19 protein-coding genes are annotated in these 20,871 nt (G+C 62.6%); 14 read left to right on the forward strand and 5 right to left on the reverse strand.

The genetic code is table 11. The features are described 5' to 3' along the window. Positions 1 to 89 precede the first annotated feature (89 nt). The gene (locus ABIE32_RS16880; RefSeq protein WP_429017838.1) at positions 90 to 1,082 is read right to left on the reverse strand and encodes a Bug family tripartite tricarboxylate transporter substrate binding protein; all 993 of its coding nucleotides are present in this window, start codon (positions 1,080 to 1,082) and stop codon (positions 90 to 92) included. A 342-nt stretch (positions 1,083 to 1,424) separates the two neighbouring features. On the opposite strand from ABIE32_RS16880, the gene ABIE32_RS16885 reads away from it, so the two are divergent. After that, positions 1,425 to 2,144: a retropepsin-like aspartic protease family protein gene (locus ABIE32_RS16885; RefSeq protein WP_429017839.1), complete on the forward strand. Its 720-nt coding sequence runs from the start codon at positions 1,425 to 1,427 to the stop codon at positions 2,142 to 2,144. A gap of 198 nt (positions 2,145 to 2,342) precedes the next feature. Here the strand turns inward: ABIE32_RS16885 and upp are convergent, their stop codons facing one another. Further along, on the reverse strand, positions 2,343 to 2,987 hold the full coding sequence (gene upp / locus ABIE32_RS16890) for a uracil phosphoribosyltransferase (protein WP_377779892.1): 645 nt from the start codon (positions 2,985 to 2,987) through the stop codon (positions 2,343 to 2,345). 209 nt (positions 2,988 to 3,196) lie between these two features. Between upp and ABIE32_RS16895 the strand changes: the two genes are divergently transcribed. From ABIE32_RS16895 to ABIE32_RS16905, 3 genes are all read left to right on the forward strand, one after another. Next, on the forward strand, positions 3,197 to 4,057 hold the full coding sequence (locus ABIE32_RS16895; protein WP_224149047.1) for a MurR/RpiR family transcriptional regulator: 861 nt from the start codon (positions 3,197 to 3,199) through the stop codon (positions 4,055 to 4,057). Positions 4,058 to 4,222: 165 nt separating this feature from the next. Next, positions 4,223 to 5,683 carry an MFS transporter gene (locus ABIE32_RS16900; protein ID WP_429017841.1) on the forward strand — a complete coding sequence of 487 codons (1,461 nt, stop codon included), beginning with the start codon at positions 4,223 to 4,225 and terminating at the stop codon, positions 5,681 to 5,683. A 31-nt stretch (positions 5,684 to 5,714) separates the two neighbouring features. Next, a complete protein-coding gene (locus ABIE32_RS16905) occupies positions 5,715 to 6,395 on the forward strand; it encodes an aspartate/glutamate racemase family protein (protein WP_429017842.1) in 681 nt (226 codons plus the stop codon). 16 nt (positions 6,396 to 6,411) lie between these two features. Here the strand turns inward: ABIE32_RS16905 and ABIE32_RS16910 are convergent, their stop codons facing one another. After that, a complete protein-coding gene (locus ABIE32_RS16910) occupies positions 6,412 to 7,392 on the reverse strand; it encodes a threo-3-hydroxy-L-aspartate ammonia-lyase (protein ID WP_429017844.1) in 981 nt (326 codons plus the stop codon). Positions 7,393 to 7,598: 206 nt separating this feature from the next. On the opposite strand from ABIE32_RS16910, the gene ABIE32_RS16915 reads away from it, so the two are divergent. Then, on the forward strand, positions 7,599 to 8,363 hold the full coding sequence (locus tag ABIE32_RS16915) for a basic amino acid ABC transporter substrate-binding protein (RefSeq protein WP_224149043.1): 765 nt from the start codon (positions 7,599 to 7,601) through the stop codon (positions 8,361 to 8,363). Between the two features lie 137 nt (positions 8,364 to 8,500). Beyond that, positions 8,501 to 9,277 (forward strand): amino acid ABC transporter permease, encoded by a 777-nt coding sequence (locus ABIE32_RS16920; protein ID WP_224149042.1) that lies wholly within the window; start codon positions 8,501 to 8,503, stop codon positions 9,275 to 9,277. Positions 9,278 to 9,384: 107 nt separating this feature from the next. Here the strand turns inward: ABIE32_RS16920 and ABIE32_RS16925 are convergent, their stop codons facing one another. Continuing rightward, entirely contained in the window at positions 9,385 to 10,908 is a 1,524-nt protein-coding gene (locus ABIE32_RS16925; protein ID WP_429017845.1) for a helicase HerA-like domain-containing protein, read from the reverse strand. A 76-nt stretch (positions 10,909 to 10,984) separates the two neighbouring features. Here ABIE32_RS16925 and ABIE32_RS16930 point away from each other — a divergent pair, with 76 nt between their 5' ends. The 8 genes from ABIE32_RS16930 to ABIE32_RS16965 all read left to right on the forward strand — a co-directional run bounded on the left by ABIE32_RS16930 (position 10,985) and on the right by ABIE32_RS16965 (position 19,216). After that, entirely contained in the window at positions 10,985 to 11,704 is a 720-nt protein-coding gene (locus ABIE32_RS16930; protein WP_377779890.1) for a YebC/PmpR family DNA-binding transcriptional regulator, read from the forward strand. Beyond that, on the forward strand, positions 11,701 to 12,978 hold the full coding sequence (purD, locus tag ABIE32_RS16935; protein ID WP_224149038.1) for a phosphoribosylamine--glycine ligase: 1,278 nt from the start codon (positions 11,701 to 11,703) through the stop codon (positions 12,976 to 12,978). The genes ABIE32_RS16930 and purD overlap by 4 nt, the downstream gene beginning before the upstream one ends. Before the next feature lie 137 nt (positions 12,979 to 13,115). Continuing rightward, positions 13,116 to 14,063: an oxygen-dependent coproporphyrinogen oxidase gene (gene hemF, locus ABIE32_RS16940; protein ID WP_429017846.1), complete on the forward strand. Its 948-nt coding sequence runs from the start codon at positions 13,116 to 13,118 to the stop codon at positions 14,061 to 14,063. Between the two features lie 249 nt (positions 14,064 to 14,312). Continuing rightward, on the forward strand, positions 14,313 to 15,041 hold the full coding sequence (rsfS, locus tag ABIE32_RS16945; RefSeq protein WP_224149036.1) for a ribosome silencing factor: 729 nt from the start codon (positions 14,313 to 14,315) through the stop codon (positions 15,039 to 15,041). 153 nt (positions 15,042 to 15,194) lie between these two features. Beyond that, positions 15,195 to 15,662 carry a 23S rRNA (pseudouridine(1915)-N(3))-methyltransferase RlmH gene (rlmH, locus tag ABIE32_RS16950; protein ID WP_224149035.1) on the forward strand — a complete coding sequence of 156 codons (468 nt, stop codon included), beginning with the start codon at positions 15,195 to 15,197 and terminating at the stop codon, positions 15,660 to 15,662. A 171-nt stretch (positions 15,663 to 15,833) separates the two neighbouring features. Next, positions 15,834 to 16,445: a Maf family protein gene (locus ABIE32_RS16955; RefSeq protein ID WP_224149034.1), complete on the forward strand. Its 612-nt coding sequence runs from the start codon at positions 15,834 to 15,836 to the stop codon at positions 16,443 to 16,445. A gap of 9 nt (positions 16,446 to 16,454) precedes the next feature. Beyond that, positions 16,455 to 17,942 (forward strand): ribonuclease G, encoded by a 1,488-nt coding sequence (gene rng, locus ABIE32_RS16960; protein WP_429017848.1) that lies wholly within the window; start codon positions 16,455 to 16,457, stop codon positions 17,940 to 17,942. A gap of 164 nt (positions 17,943 to 18,106) precedes the next feature. Further along, positions 18,107 to 19,216 carry a porin gene (locus ABIE32_RS16965; protein ID WP_429017849.1) on the forward strand — a complete coding sequence of 370 codons (1,110 nt, stop codon included), beginning with the start codon at positions 18,107 to 18,109 and terminating at the stop codon, positions 19,214 to 19,216. 451 nt (positions 19,217 to 19,667) lie between these two features. Here ABIE32_RS16965 and ABIE32_RS16970 read toward each other — a convergent pair whose 3' ends face one another. Continuing rightward, entirely contained in the window at positions 19,668 to 20,831 is a 1,164-nt protein-coding gene (locus tag ABIE32_RS16970; RefSeq protein WP_429017851.1) for a pyridoxal phosphate-dependent aminotransferase, read from the reverse strand. Positions 20,832 to 20,871 lie beyond the last annotated feature (40 nt).

Consider the following 20,871-nt stretch of genomic DNA (forward strand, 5'->3'; position numbering starts at 1 on the left):
GGCCACTATTGACCACCCCAGCGCCTGAATCTTTAGGCGGCAGCCAATGTCTGCCAGACCACAGGGTGTATTGACCCAGGACAAGTAACTCACTCAAGCTGCAGTTTCTTGCGAGCAATCAGCTCGTTGTACATCTTGCGGTCGGCGGCAATGCGCTGCGAAAGCCGAACGGGCGAGGGATCGTCCAGGGTCCAGGCCTGGCGCAACAGCTGCTCCTTGATTTCCGCGCTGCTCAGCACCTTGACCAGCGCGTCGCTCAACGGGCCTTGCACCGCCGCGTGCATGCCTGCGGGGGCCATCAGCGCGTTCCACACCTCGATGTTCACATCCTTGGCGCCGATCTCGCGCATGGAAGGCGTGTCCGGCATCAGGCTGGTGCGCTGGGCCGATGTCACGGCCAGCGCCGTGAGCTTGCCGTTCTGCACCAGGGGCAGGACGGACGAGATGGGCAGCAGCGCGCAATCGAGCTGACCGCCAAGCAGGGCGGACACCACGCCCGGCGCGCCAGTAAAGGGCACATGCAGCGCTTCAAAGTGCAGGGCATCCTTGAGTAGTTCCATGCCCAGGTGGCCGCCTGACCCCAGGCCGGTGGAGCCATAGCTGGCGGCCTTGCCTTTTTTGCGCAAGCTCGCCAGCGCCTTGTCGGCAGAAGTGCCTGCCGCAGCAGGCACCACCCAGGCCAGCGGTGATACGCCAACCAGCGCCAGCGGTGCAAAATCCTTGGCCGGGTTGTAGGGCAGCCTGGAGTACAGCGCTTGTGATGATGTCAGCGGGCCGTTGCCGATGATGCCGAAGGTATGGTCATCGGTGGCGCGGGCCACCTGGTCTGCTCCGATATTGCCGCTGGCGCCGGGCTTGTTGTCGACCACAACTGGCTGGCCCAGGATCTGCGCCAGCGGCTGGGCGATCATGCGCGCCTGCATGTCGGGTGAGGAGCCCGCCGGGTAGCCCACCACAAAGCGCAGCGGTCTGCTGGGCCAGACGGTATCGGCAGCATGTGCGCGGGTCAGGGACAGGGGCAGTGCACAGGCGCTGGCCAGGCTGGCAAGTCCTTGGAGCAGGTGGCGGCGGGTAGGGGTCATGGGGCAGCAGGGCGGTTGACGGCAAGACCGTGTGATCGCAATGGACGCGACAAATGCAAAGGCGGCCATCCTAACGCAGCGAACGGTATGCTGGCGCAAGGAGGCTGTCACCTGTGGTGGCGTCTGCCAGGGGGCAAACACTCCCGATTTGGGCCGCCGCACACCAGGGCGCTGCGCATGCCTGTGGTACCGGTATGATTCAAGCTCTGTCACCGGCTGGCGCATCCTCTGTGTGCGTTGGCAAAAAACCGCGACTTACGCAAACCGGGCGCAGGCGAATGCGCTGGCCCCGTGGAGGTGCATCTGCTGCATTTCTGTTTGGGTAGGTTCTGAAGCTGATCCATGAGCCGACTTCGCACCCAAAACCCCGACCCCGCTCCTGCCACGCCGGATGCCAACCTGTCCGCCGAGCCGCCCGCAACCGCTTCGCCGCCGTCAGCACCATGGCAGGCGCCTTCGCCTGCCTCACAATCTTCTGCGCCCCCAACACCACCACCAGCGTGGCCGCCCGCATACCCGCCTGCAGCCCCACCGGGCGCGCCACGCAAATCTTCACCGAATGGCGGCCCGCCAGCGCCCACGCGCCGCACCACCTGGCTGCTGCTGGGCGGCTGGGCGGCGGTGACGCTGGTGATCTATCTGGCGACCGATGCGTACCGCAAGCCCGCCGAAGGCAAGGTGTTGGCCCACGGTGTGCTGGAGATCCCACGTGACAGGGACGGGCACTTCCGTGTGGGCGGTGCCGTCAACGGCGTGCCGGTGCAGTTCATGGTCGATACCGGGGCGAGCATCATCAGCATCACCGACAAGGTGGCCGAACGCGCCCAGTTGCCCGAAGGCGTACCCATGCAGTTCCAGACGGCCAATGGTGTGCGCGAAGGCACCATGCGCAGGGCCGAGCGCATTGAAGTCGGCCCGTTTGCCGTCAACAACCTGCGGGTTGGCACCGGCTACACGGGTGAGAGCGACAAGGATGCGCTGCTGGGCCAGAACTTTCTGCGCTACTTCGATGTCAGCATGGCAGGCAACACCATGGTGCTGCGGGCGCGGGAAACCGATTGATCAGTGGTGCGCTGGCAAAAACGCATTGCAGCGCTTTACTGGCATGTGCCATTTGCTATCTATTAAATAGCAAATAAATCACCGCAAAATAGCAACCGAGTAGAATTCGAGGGCCTGACAGCCGGATTTGGGCCGGGTGGATGCAAAAAAAGCGCCCGGGCTTCCAGCGCGGACGCGGCCTGCCGGGGCAGCTTTTCGTTACTTGGTGCCGAAAATGCGGTCGCCAGCGTCGCCCAGGCCAGGAAGGATGTAGCCGTGGTCGTTGAGCTCGCGGTCCACAGCAGCCGTGAAGATGGGCACATCGGGGTGCGCCTTCTGCAGGGTGGCAATGCCTTCGGGTGCCGCCAGCAGGCACATGAACTTGATGGACTTGGGCTGGCACTTGTCCTTGAGTTGCTGCACGGCTGCAGCGGCCGAATTACCCGTTGCCAGCATCGGGTCCACCACGATCACATCGCGCTCGCCCATGTTGTCGGGCATCTTGAAGTAGTACTCGACCGGCTGCAGCGTCTGCGGGTCGCGGTACAGGCCGATGTGGCCGATGCGCGCGCCCGGCACCACGTTCAGCATGCCGTCCAGAAAACCATTGCCTGCGCGCAGGATGGACACCAGGGCCAACTTCTTGCCGTCGATTACTTTGCCGACCATCTTCTCCATGGGCGTCTCGATTTCCAGATCCTGCAGCGGAAAGTCGCGCGTGATCTCATAGGCCATCAGCGTCGACAACTCGCCCAGCATGCGGCGAAAGCTGTTGGTGCTGGCTTCCTTGCGGCGCATCAAGGTCAGTTTGTGCTGAACCAGGGGGTGGTCGATGATGGTGACTTTGGCGATGTTGGTAGTCATGGATGTTTTTGTTTTTCAGGGTGAAAACTGGGCACCAAGTTTGCCAGAAACCGATGCCTGCCCTGCCTGCGGGGTGGAAATGACCTGCTTGCGCACTCCAATGCAATGGCAATGATCGCAATACCATCATGGACTGAGAATCGTGGGGCAGACGCATCTACTTTAGGATAGGGTGTTCTCCCTCAGCAGACATCAGACATATCCGGTCAATGCACCATTCCAAACCTCACGCCAATTCCTTTGTTCGCCGCGTTCGCAGCCAGCTTGACGCGCTTTCCACTGCAGAGCGCAGGCTGGCCGATTTCATGCTGGAGTTTCCTGGCGAGCTCGCTAGCTATGCCGCCAGCGAGCTGGCGACGCTTGCTGGCGTGTCCAACGCAACCGTGAGCCGATTCATACGGCGCCTGGGCTATGCGAGCTACGAAGAGGCAAAGCGTGATGTGCGGCGCGAAAAGGAGTCGGGCTCGCCCTTGTTTCAGGCCGCCAAGAGTGCGGCGGGCCAGACACCGCTTGCCAGCCGGATTGCCACCAACCTCGAACAATCGCAGTCGAACCTGGCGCGCACCTTTGCGCAGCTGAACGACATGCAGATGCAGGACATCGTCACCGCGCTCGTCAAGGCGCCGCGGCTCCTGATTTTTGGCACGCGGGGCAGCCATGGCTTTGCGCGCTACCTGCGCTGGCAGTTGCTGCAGGTGATTCCTTGCGTGGTGGCGGTTCCCGATGCGGGGGAGTCACTGGGCGAGCATCTGGCTGGGCTCGCGCCACAGGATTGCCTGGTGGTGTTTGGCATGCGGCGCCAGACGCGGCAGATGTCGGGCCTTTTGGAGGCGGCCAGCAAGATGGGCTGCAAAATCCTTTTCATCAGCGATGCCATGTCGCCCGACCGCCGCGAGGCGACCTGGTCGATCCAGTGCCAGTGCATGGGCCCGGGGCCGCTGGACAACCATGTAGCGGTCATGGCGCTGTGCGACCTGATCTCCACCATGGTTGTCGAGAGCGCGGGCGCGGCCGGTCGCAAGCGCCTCGCGGCCATCGAGCTCCTGCACGAAGACCTGGACGAGTTGTGACGACACTGCTCATCTGACAGCGGGATTTCAAAAAACGTTTGTCAAACGCTCCATCAAGGGTTTGTCCTTGGAACGGATTCTTCTTTCGTGATTGAAAATTGATTTTCAGATTTATTTATTTTAGAAATCAATTTTCCATATCGTAGCACGCAACTGGAGTCTCATATGGCAGGCGGACCTCAACTCTCATCGCTTCCCAACTCTCCCAAGGTGGCCCAACTCGACCAGGCGCTGGACCAGATCGGAGTCACGCGGTCGCACCACACCATCATCTTTCTGATTCTGATCGGTTGTCTGTTCGATGCGTTTGAGCAGAACGCGGTCGGCATCGTCGGCCCCATGCTGCGCGAGCAGTGGGGCCTGGACGCTGCGCACATCGGCATGCTCAATACCGTCACCTTTGCGGCAGCGGCCATCGGCCGTGTCGTATCCGGCTACGTGGCAGACCGGTATGGGCGCCGGGTCATGCTCAGCATCGACCTGTTGCTTTTCACATTGGGGGCAGGCATCTGCGCCATGGCACCGAACCTGACTGTGATGGCGATTGGCCGTGCGGTGGTGGGTTTTGGCCTGGGAGGCGAAATCGCCATTGCCGTGACGATGCTGGCTGAGTTCTGCTCGACCAAGGCACGTGGCGTGGCGATCGGTACGGTTAACGTCGCAGCTGGCGGCCTGGGCAACTTTCTGGCGCCGGGCTTCGGCCTTCTGGTGTTCTGGCTGTTTCCGGGCGACAACAACTGGCGCTGGTTGTTTGTATGCCTGATGGTGCCGGCCATCCTGGGCGCGTTCTACCGCCGCTACATTCCCGAGACGCCACGCTTTCTGCTCTCGCAAGGCAAGGTAAAGGAGACCAATGCCGTGCTCTCCAAGCTGGCAGCAGGCCGCCTCTCGGGCAAGGACATTCCGCAACGCGAATTCATCACCGATGACGGTGTGGCTCCGCCGGAATCGAAGATCAAGGTCCGTGTCACCGAAATCTTCCGGGGTGCCCTGGCGCGCCGTACCATCCCGTTGTGCATCACGATATGGATGACCTATGGCGCGCAGATCTCCGTGCTCACCCTGATGCCGACGATTCTGGTGACGCTGGGCTACTCCATCTCCAAGAGCCTCATGTTCACCATGGTGATGCAGTGCGGCAGCCTGCTGGGCGCCATTGCCGCATCGGCTCTGGGCTTTCACTTCCCGCGCAAGCGCGTCCTGACCATCGGCGCCGTCTGTGCCTGCATTGCCGCGCTGTCCATTGGCTTTCTGGCCAAGAACATCGTCATGCTGCTGGCGGCAGGTGCGGTGTTCCAGTTCTTTGTGCTGTTGCTCAACACCACCATCTGGATCTTTGCCCCCGAACTCTATCCCACCCGGGTGCGTGCCTTCGGCACCGCCTTCATTCTGGCCACCGGCACGGCCGGTGGCGCCTTCATGCCGCTGGTGGCAGGCAAGCTGCTCGATTCAGTGGGCCTTGCAGGCGTGTTCTCGATGGTGGCTGCGATGTATGCGATCTTCGTCATCAGCATCCAGAGCGTGCCCGAGACCTACGGAACCTCGCCGGACGCCACGCCCATCGATGGCGGCAGCGAAGGGCAGCCAGCCGGGGCAGCGGCACCGATCCAGGCACGCGCGCGCTGAGCGGAGCGTCTCGATTTCAGGAAGAATTTGAATGCGGAACATTCTGGTCATCAACCCGAACTCATCCAGGGCCACCACGTCGATGATGGTCAATATCGCGGCAGACGAAGCACCCGCCGGTGTAGCCGTCAGCGGCCTGACTGCGCAACGTGCGCCTTTGATGATCGTGAACCAGCAGGAGTTGGATGCGGCGGCGCTGGAGGTGGAGACCACATGGCGCTCGGCGCAGGCCGAGGGCTGGTCGGGCGTCATCATCAGTGCATTTGGCGACCCGGGCGTGCACCTGGTCAGGCGCACGACCGATCTTCCCGTGGTCGGCATCTGCGAGTCGTCGATGCTGGAGGCGGCAGAGGGCGGCCGGCGGTTTGGCATTGCCACCGTGACACCTGATCTGGCCGATGCGATCAATGGTAAAGCCCGTGAGCTGGGGCTCGCAGAGCTGTTCACAGGCATTCGCCTGACCTCGGGCGACCCACGCGCCCTGACGGCGGACCCCCAGGCGCTGGATGCTGCGCTGGCGCAGGCGGTGCGCCAGTGCATCGAGCAGGACCAGGCTGAGGCCGTGATCATTGGCGGCGGGCCGCTGGGGCAGGCTGCGCTGCAGCTGGCGCCGCGATTTCAGGTTCCGGTCATTGCGCCCATCTCGGCCGCAGTGCGGCGGCTTCTGCGCCTGATGGCGCCTGCGCCCGCATCGGCCATGGCGCAGGGCTGAGCGAGTGTGGCGCCCTTCAACTGGCGAGCAACTGCCCGTAGCTGGCCAGGTCAACGTTGCCGCCGCTGATAAGAACGCCTACGCGCTTGCCCTTCAGGTCCAGGCCGCCATGGCGGGCGCCTGCGAGCGAGAGTGCGCCGGTGGGTTCGACCACGATCTTCATGCGTTCCGCATAGAAACGCATGCTCTCAACCAGCTGCGCATCGCTGGCGGTGAGAATGTCGGTCACCTCGCGGCGGATGATGGCGAAGGTGAGATCGCCCAGCGCCTGCGTCTGCGCGCCGTCAGCCAGCGTCTTGGGTGTGGCGATCTTCACGATTTCGCCCTTGCGCAGCGACTGCTGCGCGTCGTTGCCAGCTTCGGGCTCCACGCCGTAAACCTTGCAGGCAGGCGCCATGGCCTTGGCCGACAGCAACGTTCCCGACAGCAGGCCGCCGCCGCCCAGTGGCGTGAAGAGGTAGTCAAGATCGGGCACATCCTGCAGCAGCTCCATCGCGGCGGTGCCCTGGCCGGCAATCACGTCGCGGTGGTTGTAGGGCGGCACCAGCGTCATGCCACGCTCCTGCGCAATGCGGGTGCTGATGGCTTCGCGGTCTTCGGTGAACCGGTCGAAGGTGACGACCTCGGCCCCGTAGCCGCGTGTGGCCGCCAGCTTGGCCGCTGGCGCGTCCTGCGGCATCACGATCACGGCAGGCATGCCCAGGATGCGGGCCGACAAGGCAATCGCCTGTGCGTGGTTGCCTGACGAGAACGCCAGCGCGCCGCGCCTGGCCTGCTCAGGGCTGAACTGTGCGAGCGCGTTGTAGCCACCACGGAACTTGAACGCGCCCATGCGCTGGAGGTTCTCGCATTTGAAGAAGAACTCGGCGCCCGTCATTTTGTTGAGCGTGGTCGAATGCAGCACTGGCGTGCGGTGGGCGACGCCTTTGAGTCGCTCCGAGGCGGCTTGCACATCGGCGAAGGTGGGCAGGGTGGTCGGCGAGATGGAGTCGTTCATCGGTCTGGCGGGTGAATGGGAAAGGTCTTGCCATATTAGAGGAAAACCAGGAGCGGGTTGATGCCGCAAGCCGCCAATGCGGGCGTCCGCAAAGTGTTGCTGTATTGAAAATTGGTACCGCTGGCGAGCGCCTGCGCAGCGATTGCGAACATGTGCTTACGTATAATCCAACGTTTGTACTGGTTTTTGCTGCAAAGGGTTTGCATATGTGGAACAAGAAGTTTGCGCTGGTAGCGGGCGCATTGGCTGTCTCGGCGTTGACTGCATCGGGCGTGCAGGCGCAGAGCCGTGAACTGGTCGTGGCCTCGAGCGCAACCTATGCGCCTTTTGCGTTTGAGAACAAGGACAAGCAGATCGTTGGCTTTGACATCGATATCGTCAACGCCATTGCCAAGCAGCAAGGCATGAAGCTGCGTATCGTCAATACGCCGTTCACCAGCATCTTTGCGTCGCTCAACAATGGCGACGTGGATTTCGTGATCTCGGGCGTGACGATCAACGAAAAGCGCAAGCAGAGCTTTGATTTCTCGGAGCCATACTTCGATGCACGCCAGTTGATCGCCGTGCCCAAGGACAGCAAGGTCGCGTCGCTCAAGGATCTGAAGGACAAGAAGGTGTCCGTGGTCAGCGGCTCGACCGGTGACGACGTGATGAGCCGCGAAGTCGGCAAGACCAGCACCAACATCCGCCGTTTCGAGAGCACGCCGCTGATCATCTCCGAGCTGGCCAGCGGCGGCGTGGATGCCGCCATCGGCGACAACGGCGTGATTGCCTACCGCGTGTCGCAATACCCGGCGCTCAAGACCGTCGATGACGCAAGCTTCCCCAAGGAGCATTTCGGCATCGTCGTGCGCAAGGGCGACAAGGCCCTGCAGGACAAGATCAACGCGGGTCTGGCCGCCATCCGCGCCGATGGCAGCTACAACGTGATCTACAAGAAGTGGTTCAACCAGGACTACAAGGCGCAATAAGACAGGATGTGTATCGGCAGGCTGCACGGGGCGCAAGCCAGTGGCATTGAGGCCTGCCATGTAAGACTACAATATTGATAGCTATTACCGCACGCAGGACGGCCACCAGGCCGTCTTTTTGCTGGAAAGAATGATGTATGGATAACAACACGCCCGTCGAATGGTTCGGCTGGTTCCGCCCCGATATCCTGGTGGAATACAAGCAGCTGTTCTGGCAAGGTGCCGCAGTCACGGTCGGCATGACGATTGCGTGCATCCTGATGGGGTGCGCATTTGGGCTGATGCTGGCGCTTGCGCGCCTGGCCGATGCTCGCCACCAGCCCTGGAAGGCTGTGTGCAAGTATCTGTTGCGCTGGCCGTCCACCGTGTATGTGAGCTTCTTTCGCGGCACGCCGCTTTTCGTGCAGATTCTTTTGATGCACTTTGCCGTGATGCCGCTGTTCATCCATCCGGTGAACGGCTGGCTGATCAGCGGTGATTTGGCGCGCACCCTGAAGCAGGACCATGGCGCGCTCATCTCGGGCGTGGTGGCGCTGACGCTGAACTCATCGGCTTACATCTCGGAGGTGTTCCGCGCCGGTATCCAGTCGATCTCGGCGGGCCAGAAGATGGCGGGTTTGTCGCTGGGCATGACGCACGGGCAGATGATGCGCTATGTGGTGATTCCACAGGCTTTCCGGCGCATGCTGCCGCCTCTGGGCAACAACATGATTTCGCTGCTCAAAGACACATCGCTGGTCTCGGCCATTGGCCTGGCGGAAATGGCCTACGCGGCCCGCACGGTGGCAGGCGCCTATGGGCGCTACTGGGAGCCGTACCTGGCCGTGGCACTGGCATACTGGCTGATGACCTTCCTGCTGACCGTGGGGCTGCGCAAGCTGGAAGACCACCTGGCACGCAGCGACAGAACCTGATGGTGCGCAGGGCATTTGAGGCGCCCGGCGCCCCAGCCGCTGCGCTCTCTGAAAAAAACAAAGCCGGCTGCTGCCGGCTTTGTTTTTTGGGGCGCAGCCGCTAGGCGTTACTTCTTGCCACCCATGATGCTGCCCAGCACGCCGCGCAGAATCTGGTTGCCCAGCTTGGTGCCCAGCGAGCGAGCGGTGGATTTGGCCATGGTCTGCACAATGCCGTCCTTTTTGCCACCGCGCGGGCCGGTGGTGCCAAACAGAATGTCGTTGAGGCTACCCATCAGGCCGCTGTCACCTGCATTGGCTGCTGCTGCGCCGCCCGAGCCGGCTGTCGCCTTGCCGCCCTCGGCTGCAGTGGTTTCCCCGGCGCGGGCCTTGAGGATTTCGTAGGCGGATTCGCGGTCCACGGCCGTGTCATACACGCCTGCAACCAAAGAGCCCTGCAGCAGAGCCTTGCGCTGCTCGGGCGTGATGGGCCCCAATTGGCTGCCGGGCGGCACGATGAATGCGCGCTCGGTCACGCTGGGGCGGCCTTTTTCATCGAGAAAGCTCACCAGCGCCTCGCCCACGGCCAGTTCGGTGATGGCTGCTTCCATGTCGATGGACGGGTTGGCGCGCATCGTGGTGGCCGTGGCCTTCACCGCCTTCTGATCGCGGGGCGTGAAAGCCCGCAGCGCGTGCTGCACGCGGTTGCCCAGCTGTGCAAGAACGCTGTCTGGAATGTCCAGCGGGTTCTGTGTGGCAAAGTACACGCCCACGCCCTTGGAGCGCACCAGGCGCACCACCAGCTCAATGCGTTCGAGCAGCACCTTGGGCGCCTCGTTGAAGAGCAGGTGGGCCTCGTCGAAGAAGAACACCAGCTTGGGCTTTTCCGGATCGCCGATTTCAGGCAGCTTTTCGTACAGATCCGACAGCATCCACAGCAGGAAGGTGGAGTACAGGCGCGGCGACTGCATCAGCTTGTCGGCAGCGAGGATGTTGACCACCCCCTTGTTGCCCACGGTCTGCATCATGTCGTCGATATTGAGCATGGGCTCGCCAAAGAACTTGTCGCCGCCTTGCTGATCGACTTGCAGCAGGCCGCGCTGGATGGCGCCAATGCTGGCCGAGCTGACGTTGCCGTACTCGGTGGTGAACTGCTTGGCGTTGTCGCCCACGTAAGTGAGCATGGTGCGCAGGTCCTTCAGGTCGAGCAGCAGCAGGCCGTTGTCGTCCGCAATCTTGAACACCAGGTTGAGCACGCCCATCTGCGTGTCGTTCAGGTCCAGCATCCGGCCCAGCAGCAGCGGGCCCATGTCGGAGACCGTGGCGCGCACGGGGTGGCCTTGCTCGCCAAAGACATCCCACAAGGTGGTGGGGCATGCGATGGGCTCAGGCGCATCGATGCCGCGCTCCTTGAGCGTGGCGGCCATTTTTTCGCCCACCTTGCCGGTCTGGCTGATGCCGGTCAGATCGCCCTTGATGTCGGCCATGAAGACCGGCACGCCAATGCGAGAGAAACCCTCGGCTAATGTCTGAAGGGTTACAGTCTTGCCGGTGCCGGTTGCGCCGGTGATCAGGCCGTGCCGATTGGCAAAACCCGGCAGCAAAAAGCATTCCACCGATCCATGTTTGGCAACCAATAGGGGTTCAGCCATAGGTTTTCCTCAAAAGCGTCAAAGTCAAAAGTAAAATCGCAGTCTAGCTAGATTAAACGATAGCAAAGGAAATTCTGTGGCAGGACACAGCAAATGGGCCAATATTCAACACCGCAAGGGCCGGCAGGACGAAAAACGCGGCAAGATCTGGACCCGCATCATCCGTGAAATCATGGTGGCCGCACGGCAAGGCGGCGGCGATCTGACCGCCAACCCGCGCCTGCGACTGGCCGTGGACAAGGCCAAGGCCGCCAACATGCCGGCCGACAACATCAAGCGCAACATCGACAAGGCCACTGGCAATCTCGAAGGGGTGACCTACGAGGAAATCCGTTACGAAGGCTATGGTATCGGAGGCGCCGCTGTCATTGTCGACACGATGACCGACAATCGCGTTCGCACCGTGGCCGATGTGCGCCATGCATTCAGCAAGCACGGCGGCAACATGGGCACCGAAGGCTCGGTGGCCTTTCAGTTCAAAAACGTCGGTCAGCTGATTTTTGCACCTGGCGCTGACGAGGAAAAGATCATGGAAGTGGCGCTTGAAGCGGGCGCCGACGACGTGATCACCGACGAGGACGGCGCCGTCGAGGTATTGACGCCGCCTGCGGATTTCGAAACGGTGCGCAACGCCCTGGAGGCAGCCGGCTTCAAGCCCGAGGTTGCAGAGGTGACGATGCGTCCCGAAAACACGATCGATCTGGATGAGGAAAGTGCTGCCAGGATGCAAAAGCTCCTGGATGTGCTGGAAGATCTGGACGATGTTCAAGAGGTTTACCACAACGCTGCGCTATGAAGGTTCTTGTGATTGGTGGCGGCGGCCGTGAACACGCAATGGCCTGGAAGTTGGCGCAATCGCCCAAGGTCACCAAAGTCTATGTTGCCCCTGGCAACGCAGGTACCGAGCGCGACAAGCACCTGGAAAACCTGCCGATTACCGATGTGGTGCAACTGCGCGAATGGGCGCAGCAAAACCATGTGCTGCTGACCGTGGTGGGGCCGGAGGCGCCCCTGGCCGCCGGTGTGGTCGATGAGTTCCGCGCCCATGGCCTCAAGATCTTCGGGCCGACCAAGGCTGCTGCGCAGCTCGAAAGCTCCAAGGCGTTTTCCAAGGATTTCATGGCGCGCCATGGCATCCCCACGGCGCAATATGAGACGTTCAGCGACCCCGTCAAGGCGCACGCCTACATCGACAAGCTCGGCGCGCCCATCGTGGTCAAGGCCGACGGCCTGGCGGCGGGCAAGGGCGTGGTGGTGGCTACCACGGCGCAGGAGGCACACGATGCCGTGGACTTCATGCTCGTGGACAACAAGTACGGTGTCACCCACAACGACGGCGGCGCCCGCGTGGTGATCGAAGAGTTTCTGGATGGCGAAGAGGCCAGCTTCATCGTGCTGTGCGACGGCAAGAACGTGGCTGCCATGGCCACCAGCCAGGACCACAAGCGCCTCAAGGACGGCGACCAGGGCCCGAACACCGGCGGCATGGGCGCGTATTCGCCCGCGCCCGTGGTGACGGCAGATGTGCACGCCCGCGCCATGCGCGAGATCATCCTGCCGACCATCCGAGGCATGGAAAAGGACGGTATTCCCTATACCGGCTTCCTGTACGCGGGCCTGATGATCGACAAGGCCGGGCATCCCAAGACGCTGGAGTTCAACTGCCGCATGGGAGACCCGGAGACGCAGCCGATCATGATGCGCCTCAAGAGCGATCTCGTGGACGTGATGCAGGCGGCCACTGAAGGCAGGCTCGACCAGATCGACCTGCAGTGGGACCGCCGCACCGCGCTGGGCGTGGTGATGGCTGCTGCCGGCTATCCGGAAGACCCGCGCAAGGGCGACCTGATCACCGGGCTGCCCGAAGATGCGGAGGACTCCATGGTGTTCCACGCAGGCACCGCCATGCAGAATGGCGAGCCGGTCACCAGCGGTGGCCGCGTACTGTGCGTCACAGCATTGGCCGACAACGTCAAGCAGGCGCAGACGCGGGTGTATGCGGTAGCCAGCCAGGTGCATTTCGACGGCGCGCAGTATCGGCGTGACATCGGCTATCGAGCGGTCAAGTAGAGCGCTCCTGCGCAGCGTGGCTGCATCCCCTGCCGCTGCCGCGTGCAGGAGAAGGGGGTGCAACAGCTACTGGTGCTGCTGCGAGAAAGGGACGACAGAACGCTTCCGCGCATGGGCAAGGTATTGGACAGATCACAATGGCTGAAATCAATCTCGATGGCGACCACGAGCAGGCGGTCTCGGGCTATCTGCAAGGCCTGCAGGCCTCGATCACGCAGGCGCTGGAGCGCGTGGAAGCCCAGGCTGGCGGCAGTGCCCGCTTTCTGACAGACGCCTGGGAGAAGGCGGCCGGCGAAAAGCTGCAAGGGCAGGGCATCACCAGGATCATGGAAGGCGGTGCGGTGTTCGAGCGTGCCGGCGTGGGCTTCTCGCAGGTTCGGGGCCCGCAACTGCCCCCATCGGCCACACAGCATCGGCCCGAGCTGGCAGGCGCTCCGTTCTCGGCCATGGGTGTGTCGCTGGTATTCCACCCCCGCAACCCCTGGGTGCCCACGGTGCACATGAATGTGCGCATGATCTCGGCGGGTCACGCGGGCAAACCGGCAGCGTTCTGGTTCGGCGGTGGCATGGACCTGACGCCGTTCTATCCGTTCGAGGAAGACGCGGTGCATTTTCACCAGACCTGCCACGCTGCCGTTGCCCCTTACGGCCCCGATCTGTACCCGCGCTTCAAGAAATGGTGCGACGAGTACTTCTATCTGAAACACCGTGACGAGCAGCGCGGCATCGGCGGCATATTCTTCGACGATTTCTCGGAGCTCGGCTTTGAAGGCGGCTTTGCCATGCTGCAATCGGTAGGCGATGCCTTCCTGAAAGCCTATCTGCCCATCGTGGAGCGGCGCAAGGATGTGACCTATGGCGAGCGTGAGCGGGATTTTCAGCTCTACCGCCGGGGCCGCTATGTGGAGTTCAACCTGGTGTGGGACCGTGGTACCCACTTTGGCCTGCAGTCAGGCGGGCGCACCGAATCCATATTGCTGTCGATGCCGCCGCTGGCAAGCTGGAGCTACCAGCGCCAGGACCCGGAGGGCACGCGTGAAGCGGCGTTGCTGCGCGAGTTTCTGGTGCGCAGGGACTGGCTGTAGAACCCTGTTGCAAACTGCCGTGCAGCGGCCGTGGAGTGCCATCGGGATGTGTTTCCAGCGCTTCTCGATCCACTCTCGTATAATCGACCCCTTCGCTTGCCGATATGCGTCCACTCTGCACGCACCGCCTGGCAACGTGAACCATGCACATTTGGCGCTGCGCCAAATCCCTTGATACTGCGTGTTGACACGATCAACAATAACTGCAACACGCGCTATAGTAGAACCACCTTCATCCATCAACGACTGATGACCACCGCCAAAAAATCCGAATCCTCTGCGAAAAAATCCGTGCAATTGCTCCAGCGTGCCGTCGTTGATGGCCTGGAAGATGTGAAAGCACAGGATATCCAGGTGTTCAACACCGAGCACCTGTCGCCGCTCTTCGAGCGCGTGATCGTGGCCTCCGGTACCTCCAACCGCCAGACCAAGGCGCTGGCCTCCAGCGTGAAGGATGCGGTCAAGGAAGCGGGTTTCCCCAAACCACGCACCGAAGGCGAAGACAACGGCGAATGGATCATTGTGGACTGCGGCTCCGTGGTGGCCCACATCATGCAGCCCATGATTCGCCAGTATTACCGTCTCGAAGAGATGTGGGGCGAAATGCCTGTGCGTCTGAAGCTCGGCGGCGCCAAGCCCAAGGCAGCCAAGCCCAAGGCGGATGCCGATGAAGCAGCGCCGGCCAAGAAAAAGCCAGCAGCACGCAAATCCGCTGCTGCTGTGGACGACGACGCCGCGCCCGCCAAAAAGGCCGTGAAAAAGCCTGCCGTCCGGAAGATCACCGGAACGGTTGCCGCCAAACCTGCTGCCAAGCGCGCCACCAAGACGGCGGCAAAGCCTGCCGCAGCGGTGAAGAAGGTGGTGGTGAACAAGCCCAAGCCTGCAGCGAAATCCTCCGCCAAGCCCGCAGTCAAGTCGACTGCCAAGCCTGCCGCCAAGAAGCCCGCAGCCAAGCGCGCGCCTGCCAAGGCCAAGTAAGCCACACGGGCTGGACCAAAGAGCTGTACTGCCAGGGCAGGCCAGCTCTTTTTTCATTGCCGCAGCGCCCGGAATGAAAAGCCTTGTGAAGAGGCTGCAGCCTCAGGCAAAGGGGTTGCGTGGAGGCGCCGTTTTTCGTTGGAGCCATTCGATATGAGAATTTTCATCGTCGCGGTCGGCCAGCATGTGCCCGATTGGGCGCAGACGGCATACGACGACTATGCCAAGCGTTTTCCGCCGGAGCTGAAGGTGGAGCTCAAGGCTGTCAAGACCGAGCCACGCGGCTCCAAGACCGTCGAGACCCTGTACGCCGCCGAGCGCAAGCGCATCGAGGCGGCGATTCCTCGTGGCACCCGCATCGTGGTGCTGGACGAGCGCGGCACCAGCCTGCGCACCACGGCGCTGGCAGAGCGCCTCAAGAGCTGGCAGCTCGAAGGCGATGACGTGGCACTGGTCATTGGCGGCCCCGACGGGCTGGAGCCTGCCTTCAAGGCTGCGGCGCATGAACGCATTCGCCTCTCCGACCTGACCCTGCCGCACGCCATGGTGCGGGTGCTGCTGATCGAGCAGCTGTACCGTGCCTGGTCGGTGAATGCCGGCCACCCCTACCACCGCGAGTAGCGGGCCTGCCGGGCTCGGATGATGGGGGCAGGCGGGGGGTGCATCCGCAGTATTCTTCAAGCCGATCTTGCCAGCGCACCTCGGGATGCGGTATGCTGCAAAAACAATAGCTGCTTGCGCTTGATGGTTGGGCGCAGGCGCTTGTTTTTTAGAAAATACGGACCCCGCACCATGGAACCCTTTGTCTACCTGGCGTCGCAATCTCCGCGCCGCCGCCAACTGCTTGAGCAGATCGGGGTGCGCTATACCTTGCTGCTGGCCAACAGCGAAGACCATGAGCCAGACCCGGAGGCGCTGGAGGCCGTGCTGCCCCGCGAATCGGCAAGCGACTATGTGCAGCGCGTCACCGGCCTGAAGCTCGACGCGGCCCTGGCGCGGCTGGAACGCCGAGGGCTCGAAGGCGCGCCCGTGCTGTGCTCTGACACCACCGTGTCACTGGGGCGGCGTATTCTGGGCAAGCCCGAATCGGCCGAGGAGGCCGCCGAGATGCTGCAGGCCCTCAGCGGCAAGACCCACCGGGTCCTCACCGCCGTGGCGCTGCACACGGGCCGAAAGCGCCTGACCACGCTGTCGGTGTCTCAGGTACGGTTTGCAGACATGAGCGATGCGCAGATTGCTGCCTATGTCGCCAGCGGCGAGCCCATGGGCAAGGCTGGCGCCTATGGCGTGCAAGGCCATGCGGCGGCGTATATTGCCAACATCAATGGCAGCTACTCCGGAATCATGGGTCTGCCCGTATTTGAAACTGCCAACCTGCTGCGCGCAGCCGGCCTCGTTCTCTGAAGACTACCCATGCAAAACGATATTCTGATCAACTGGTCGCCACAGGAAACCCGCGTGGCCGTCATCGAAGGCGGCGCCGTGCAGGAGCTGCACCACGAGCGCACGCTGGAGCGCGGCCTGGTCGGCAATGTGTACCTGGGCAAGGTCTCGCGTGTGCTGCCGGGCATGCAGTCGGCGTTCATCGACATCGGCCTGGAGCGCGCGGCCTTCCTGCATGTGGCCGATGTGTGGCAGCGCCAGGAAGGCGGAGAGGCGCCGATGTTTGCCCGCAAGGGCGAGCCGCAGGTGCCGATTGAAAAGCAGGTGTTCGAAGGCCAATCGATCATGGTGCAGGTCATCAAGGACCCGATCGGCACCAAGGGTGCGCGCCTGTCTACGCAGATCAGTGTGGCGGGACGCCTGCTGGTGTTTCTGCCGCAGGACGACCATATCGGCGTGTCGCAGAAGATTCCGCAGAACGAGCGCGATGCCTTGCGCGCGCGCCTGCAGGCGCTGGTGGGCACGCCCGAAACGGGTGGTGGCGGCGGATTCATCCTGCGCACCAACGGCGAAGACTCCACCGACGAAGAGCTGGCCGAAGACATTGCCTACCTGCGCAAGGTGTGGAAGCGGATCAAGGAATCATCGACCAAACTGCCGCCCAAGACCTTGCTGCACCAGGATTTGAACCTGATGCAGCGCGTGCTGCGCGACATGGTGACGGAGAACACGCAGTCGATTCGCATCGATTCGCGCGAGCAGTTTGCGCTGCTCAAGACCTTTGGTCAGGAATTCATGCCCGCCGCAGTGCCCAAGCTGCAGCTGTACAAGGGCGAGCGGCCGATTTTCGACCTGTACGCGGTGGACGAGGAGATCGCCCGTGCGCTGGGCCGTCGGGTCGATCTGAAATCGGGTGGCTACCTGATCGTGGACCAGACCGAGGCGCTGACCACTGTAGATGTGAACACCGGCGGCTACGTCGGCGCGCGCAATTTCGACGACACCATCTTCAAGACCAACCTGGAGGCGGCGCACGCCATTGCCCGCCAGCTGCGCCTGCGCAACCTGGGGGGCATCATCATTGTCGATTTCATCGACATGGTGCATGAAGACCACCAGAAGCAGGTGCTGCAGGAGCTGCGCAAGCAGTTGCAGCGCGATCGCGTCAAGACCATGTGCGGCGAGTTCTCGCAGCTGGGCCTGGTGGAGATGACGCGCAAGCGCACGCGTGAATCGCTGGCCCATATGCTGTGCATGCCGTGCCCGGTGTGCAATGGCGTGGGCGAGGTCAAGACCGTGCGCACGGTGTGCTACGACATCCTGCGTGAGATCCTGCGCGAGGCGCGGCAGTTCAACCCCAAGGAATTCCGGGTGCTGGCGGCGCCCCCTGTCATCGAGATGCTGCTGGACGAGGAGAGCCAGCACCTTGCAGGCCTGTCCGATTTCATCGGCAAGCCCATCTCGCTGCAGGCAGAAGGGCGCGACGGCTCGGACCAGTACGACATCATTTTGCTCTGATGGCGAGCGCCCCCGGCTGCGCAGGGTGGCGCGTCTCGTTCAAAGCGCAACGGCTGGCAATCCCGAGTTTTCCCTGAAGATTCAAGGCCCGCATGACAGCTGAATGACAGCTTCTCCTTCGATGATGCCCTTGGCTTTCATCAACCATAGAAGGAGACAGCACCATGAAACTTGAACCATCGACCCTGCCACAGCCCCCGCATGTGCGGCGCAAAGCGGCAGCTGCAGCCCTCGGGCTGGCGCTGGTGTGCGCCGGTGGCGCAGCGCAGGCGCAATCCCGGGTGCAGCTGTTTGGCGTGATCGACTCGGGCATCACGCACCTGTCGAGCAGCGGCAGCGGCTCGCTCAACCAACTGGGCGCCGATGGCAATACCTCCAGCCGCCTGGGCTTTCGCGGCACGGAAGACCTGGGTGGTGGCCTCAAGGCCAGCTTCTGGCTGGAGGCTGCATACGAGGCCGATACGGGCGCAGGCGGCTCCACCAGCGTGGACAACATGAAGAACCAGAGCGGGGGCTTGACCTTTGGCCGCCGCTCCACCGTCAGCCTGTCGGGCGATTTCGGTGAAGTGCGACTGGGCCGCGATTTCGTGCCAGGCTTCAGCAACCTCGCGGTGTCGGGTGGCGGCTACCATGCCTTTGGTACCAACGGCGTGGGCTCGTCGGCGGCGTTGTTCTACCCGCCAGCGGGTGCGCGGGGCGTGACCCACGTGCGTGCGTCCAACTCCATCGCCTACCACATGCCCAAGATGGGCGGCTTCTTCGGTACCGTCATGTATGGCTTCAGCGAGAGCATGGCCAACAACGATGGCCGCGTGATCGGTGCCCGCGTAGGTTACGCGAGCGGGCCGCTCAGCCTGGCTGTGGCGACGACCAAGACAACGCACAGCGTGCTGGGTGACCTCAAGCAGTCCAACATTGGCGCAAGCTACGATTTCGGCGTGGTCAAGCCCATGGTGCTGCTGGGCGAAAACAAGGCGGGCGACGACAAGAAGACGCGCGTCTGGGCGCTGGGCGCACATGTGCCGGTGGGCTCGGCTGGTCAGTTCCGTGTGAGCTACGGCGCTGTCAAGGCAACCAATGTGGCCAACGATGCCAACCACATCGCACTGGGCTATGTGCACAACCTGTCCAAGCGCACTGCGCTGTACGGCAATGTGGCCCGCGTCAAGAACAAGGATGGTGGCAAGGCCTATACGGTGGGCGATGGCCTGGCGGTGGCCGACGGAAATGGTTCGGGCACCGGCTACCAGGTCGGTATCCGCCATTCGTTCTGATGAGGCGGGGCGCTGTGCAGTCCTGTGCTGCATGCGCCTCGGGCACCAGAATGTGATTGCGATAGTGTTTTGTTACTCCTAGTTTGATAGCTGCTTGCGCCCTGCATCAGGGCTCAAGCAGTTTTTTTCTTAGAGCCGCTAACACAACCCAGCAAATCGCAGATTTGCGTTTGAGACGAGGCGCCGGGCCGCGTTAGGCGAAGCCGCAGGCAGTACAGACGTACGACAAGGCTGGGCGCCCCCGGCGAAGCAACGACGTATCAAGGGTTGTGTTAGCGGCTCTTAGAGAAGATAACGGGAGGGCTTCGCATGAGCCGTTACCGGCTGATGTACCGACATTGAGCCGCTGTGCTGGCCGAATTCGTACTGCGTTCGTACCGGGTCCGTGCCGCGCGTTCCGGCCGGAGCGCGGCATCCAGCCCTTGGTGGGGCGAAGCAGCCTGTTGCTCGCCTACAGCTTGCGCAGTCGCTCCAGGGCTGCCAGCAGTGTCTCGTCCTTCTTGGCAAAACAGAAGCGCACCACCTGCTGGTCGAAGCCATCGCCATAGAAGGCGGACAGCGGGATGGCGGCAACGCCCAGGTCCTTGACCAGTTGCTGGCAGAAATCGGCTTCGCTGGCATCCGTCACGGCAGAGATATCGACACACTGAAAATAGGTGCCCGGGCAGGGCAGCAATTGCAGGCGCGAGCCTTCGAGGCCTGCGCGGAAGAGGTCGCGCTTCTTCTGGTAGAACGCGGGCAGGTCGAGGTAGGGGGCCGGGTTTTTCAAATAGTCGGCCAGTCCCACCTGCATGGGCGTGTTGACGGTGAACACGTTGAACTGGTGCACCTTGCGGAATTCGGCAGTCAGCGCGGCAGGCGCTGCGACGGTGGCGACCTTCCAGCCGGTCACGTGGAAGGTCTTGCCAAAGCTGCTGACCACATAGGTGCGCGCCGCCAGGGCCGGGTAGCGCGATGCGCTTTCGTGGCGCGCGCCGTCATACACCATGTGTTCATACACCTCGTCGGACAGCAGCAGGATGTTGGTGGGGGCCAGCAGGTCTTCGAGCTGCTGCATCTCCTGCGCCGTCCAGGTGGTGCCGCTGGGGTTGTGCGGGGTATTGATCAGCATCAAGCGGGTTTTGGGCGTGATGGCCGCAGCGATCTTGCCGAAATCGGGGCGGAAGGTCTTGGGCGTGAGCGGTACGCGCACCGGCACGCCACCGGCCAGCTCGATGTTGGGCACATAGCTGTCGTAGCAGGGGTCGAGCACGATCACTTCGTCGCCCGGGCTCACGCAGCTCAGGATGATGGTCAGGATGGCCTGGGTGGCGCCAGCGGTGACGGTGATCTCGCTCGTGGCGTCATAGCGTCTGCCATACAGGGCCTCGATTTTCTGCGAGACCACCTCGCGCAGTGCAGGCACGCCAGTCATCGGCGGGTATTGGTTGTGGCCCGCCTGCATGGCCCGCGTCACGCCTTCGATCAGCGCCGGGTCGCAGCCAAAATCCGGAAAACCCTGGCCCAGGTTGACCGCCTTGTGCTCTGCAGCCAGTGCCGACATGACGGTGAAAATGGTGGTGCCCACCTGGGGCAGGCGGCTGGGGAAGCTGGGAGTAGGGGCGGTTGCAGTCATGGGTTGGCAGTGTTTTACGTAACCAGCGCCCATTGGGCGG

Source organism: Comamonas sp. 4034 (assembly GCF_050434545.1).
Taxonomy (GTDB): Bacteria; Pseudomonadota; Gammaproteobacteria; order Burkholderiales; family Burkholderiaceae_C; genus Comamonas; species Comamonas odontotermitis.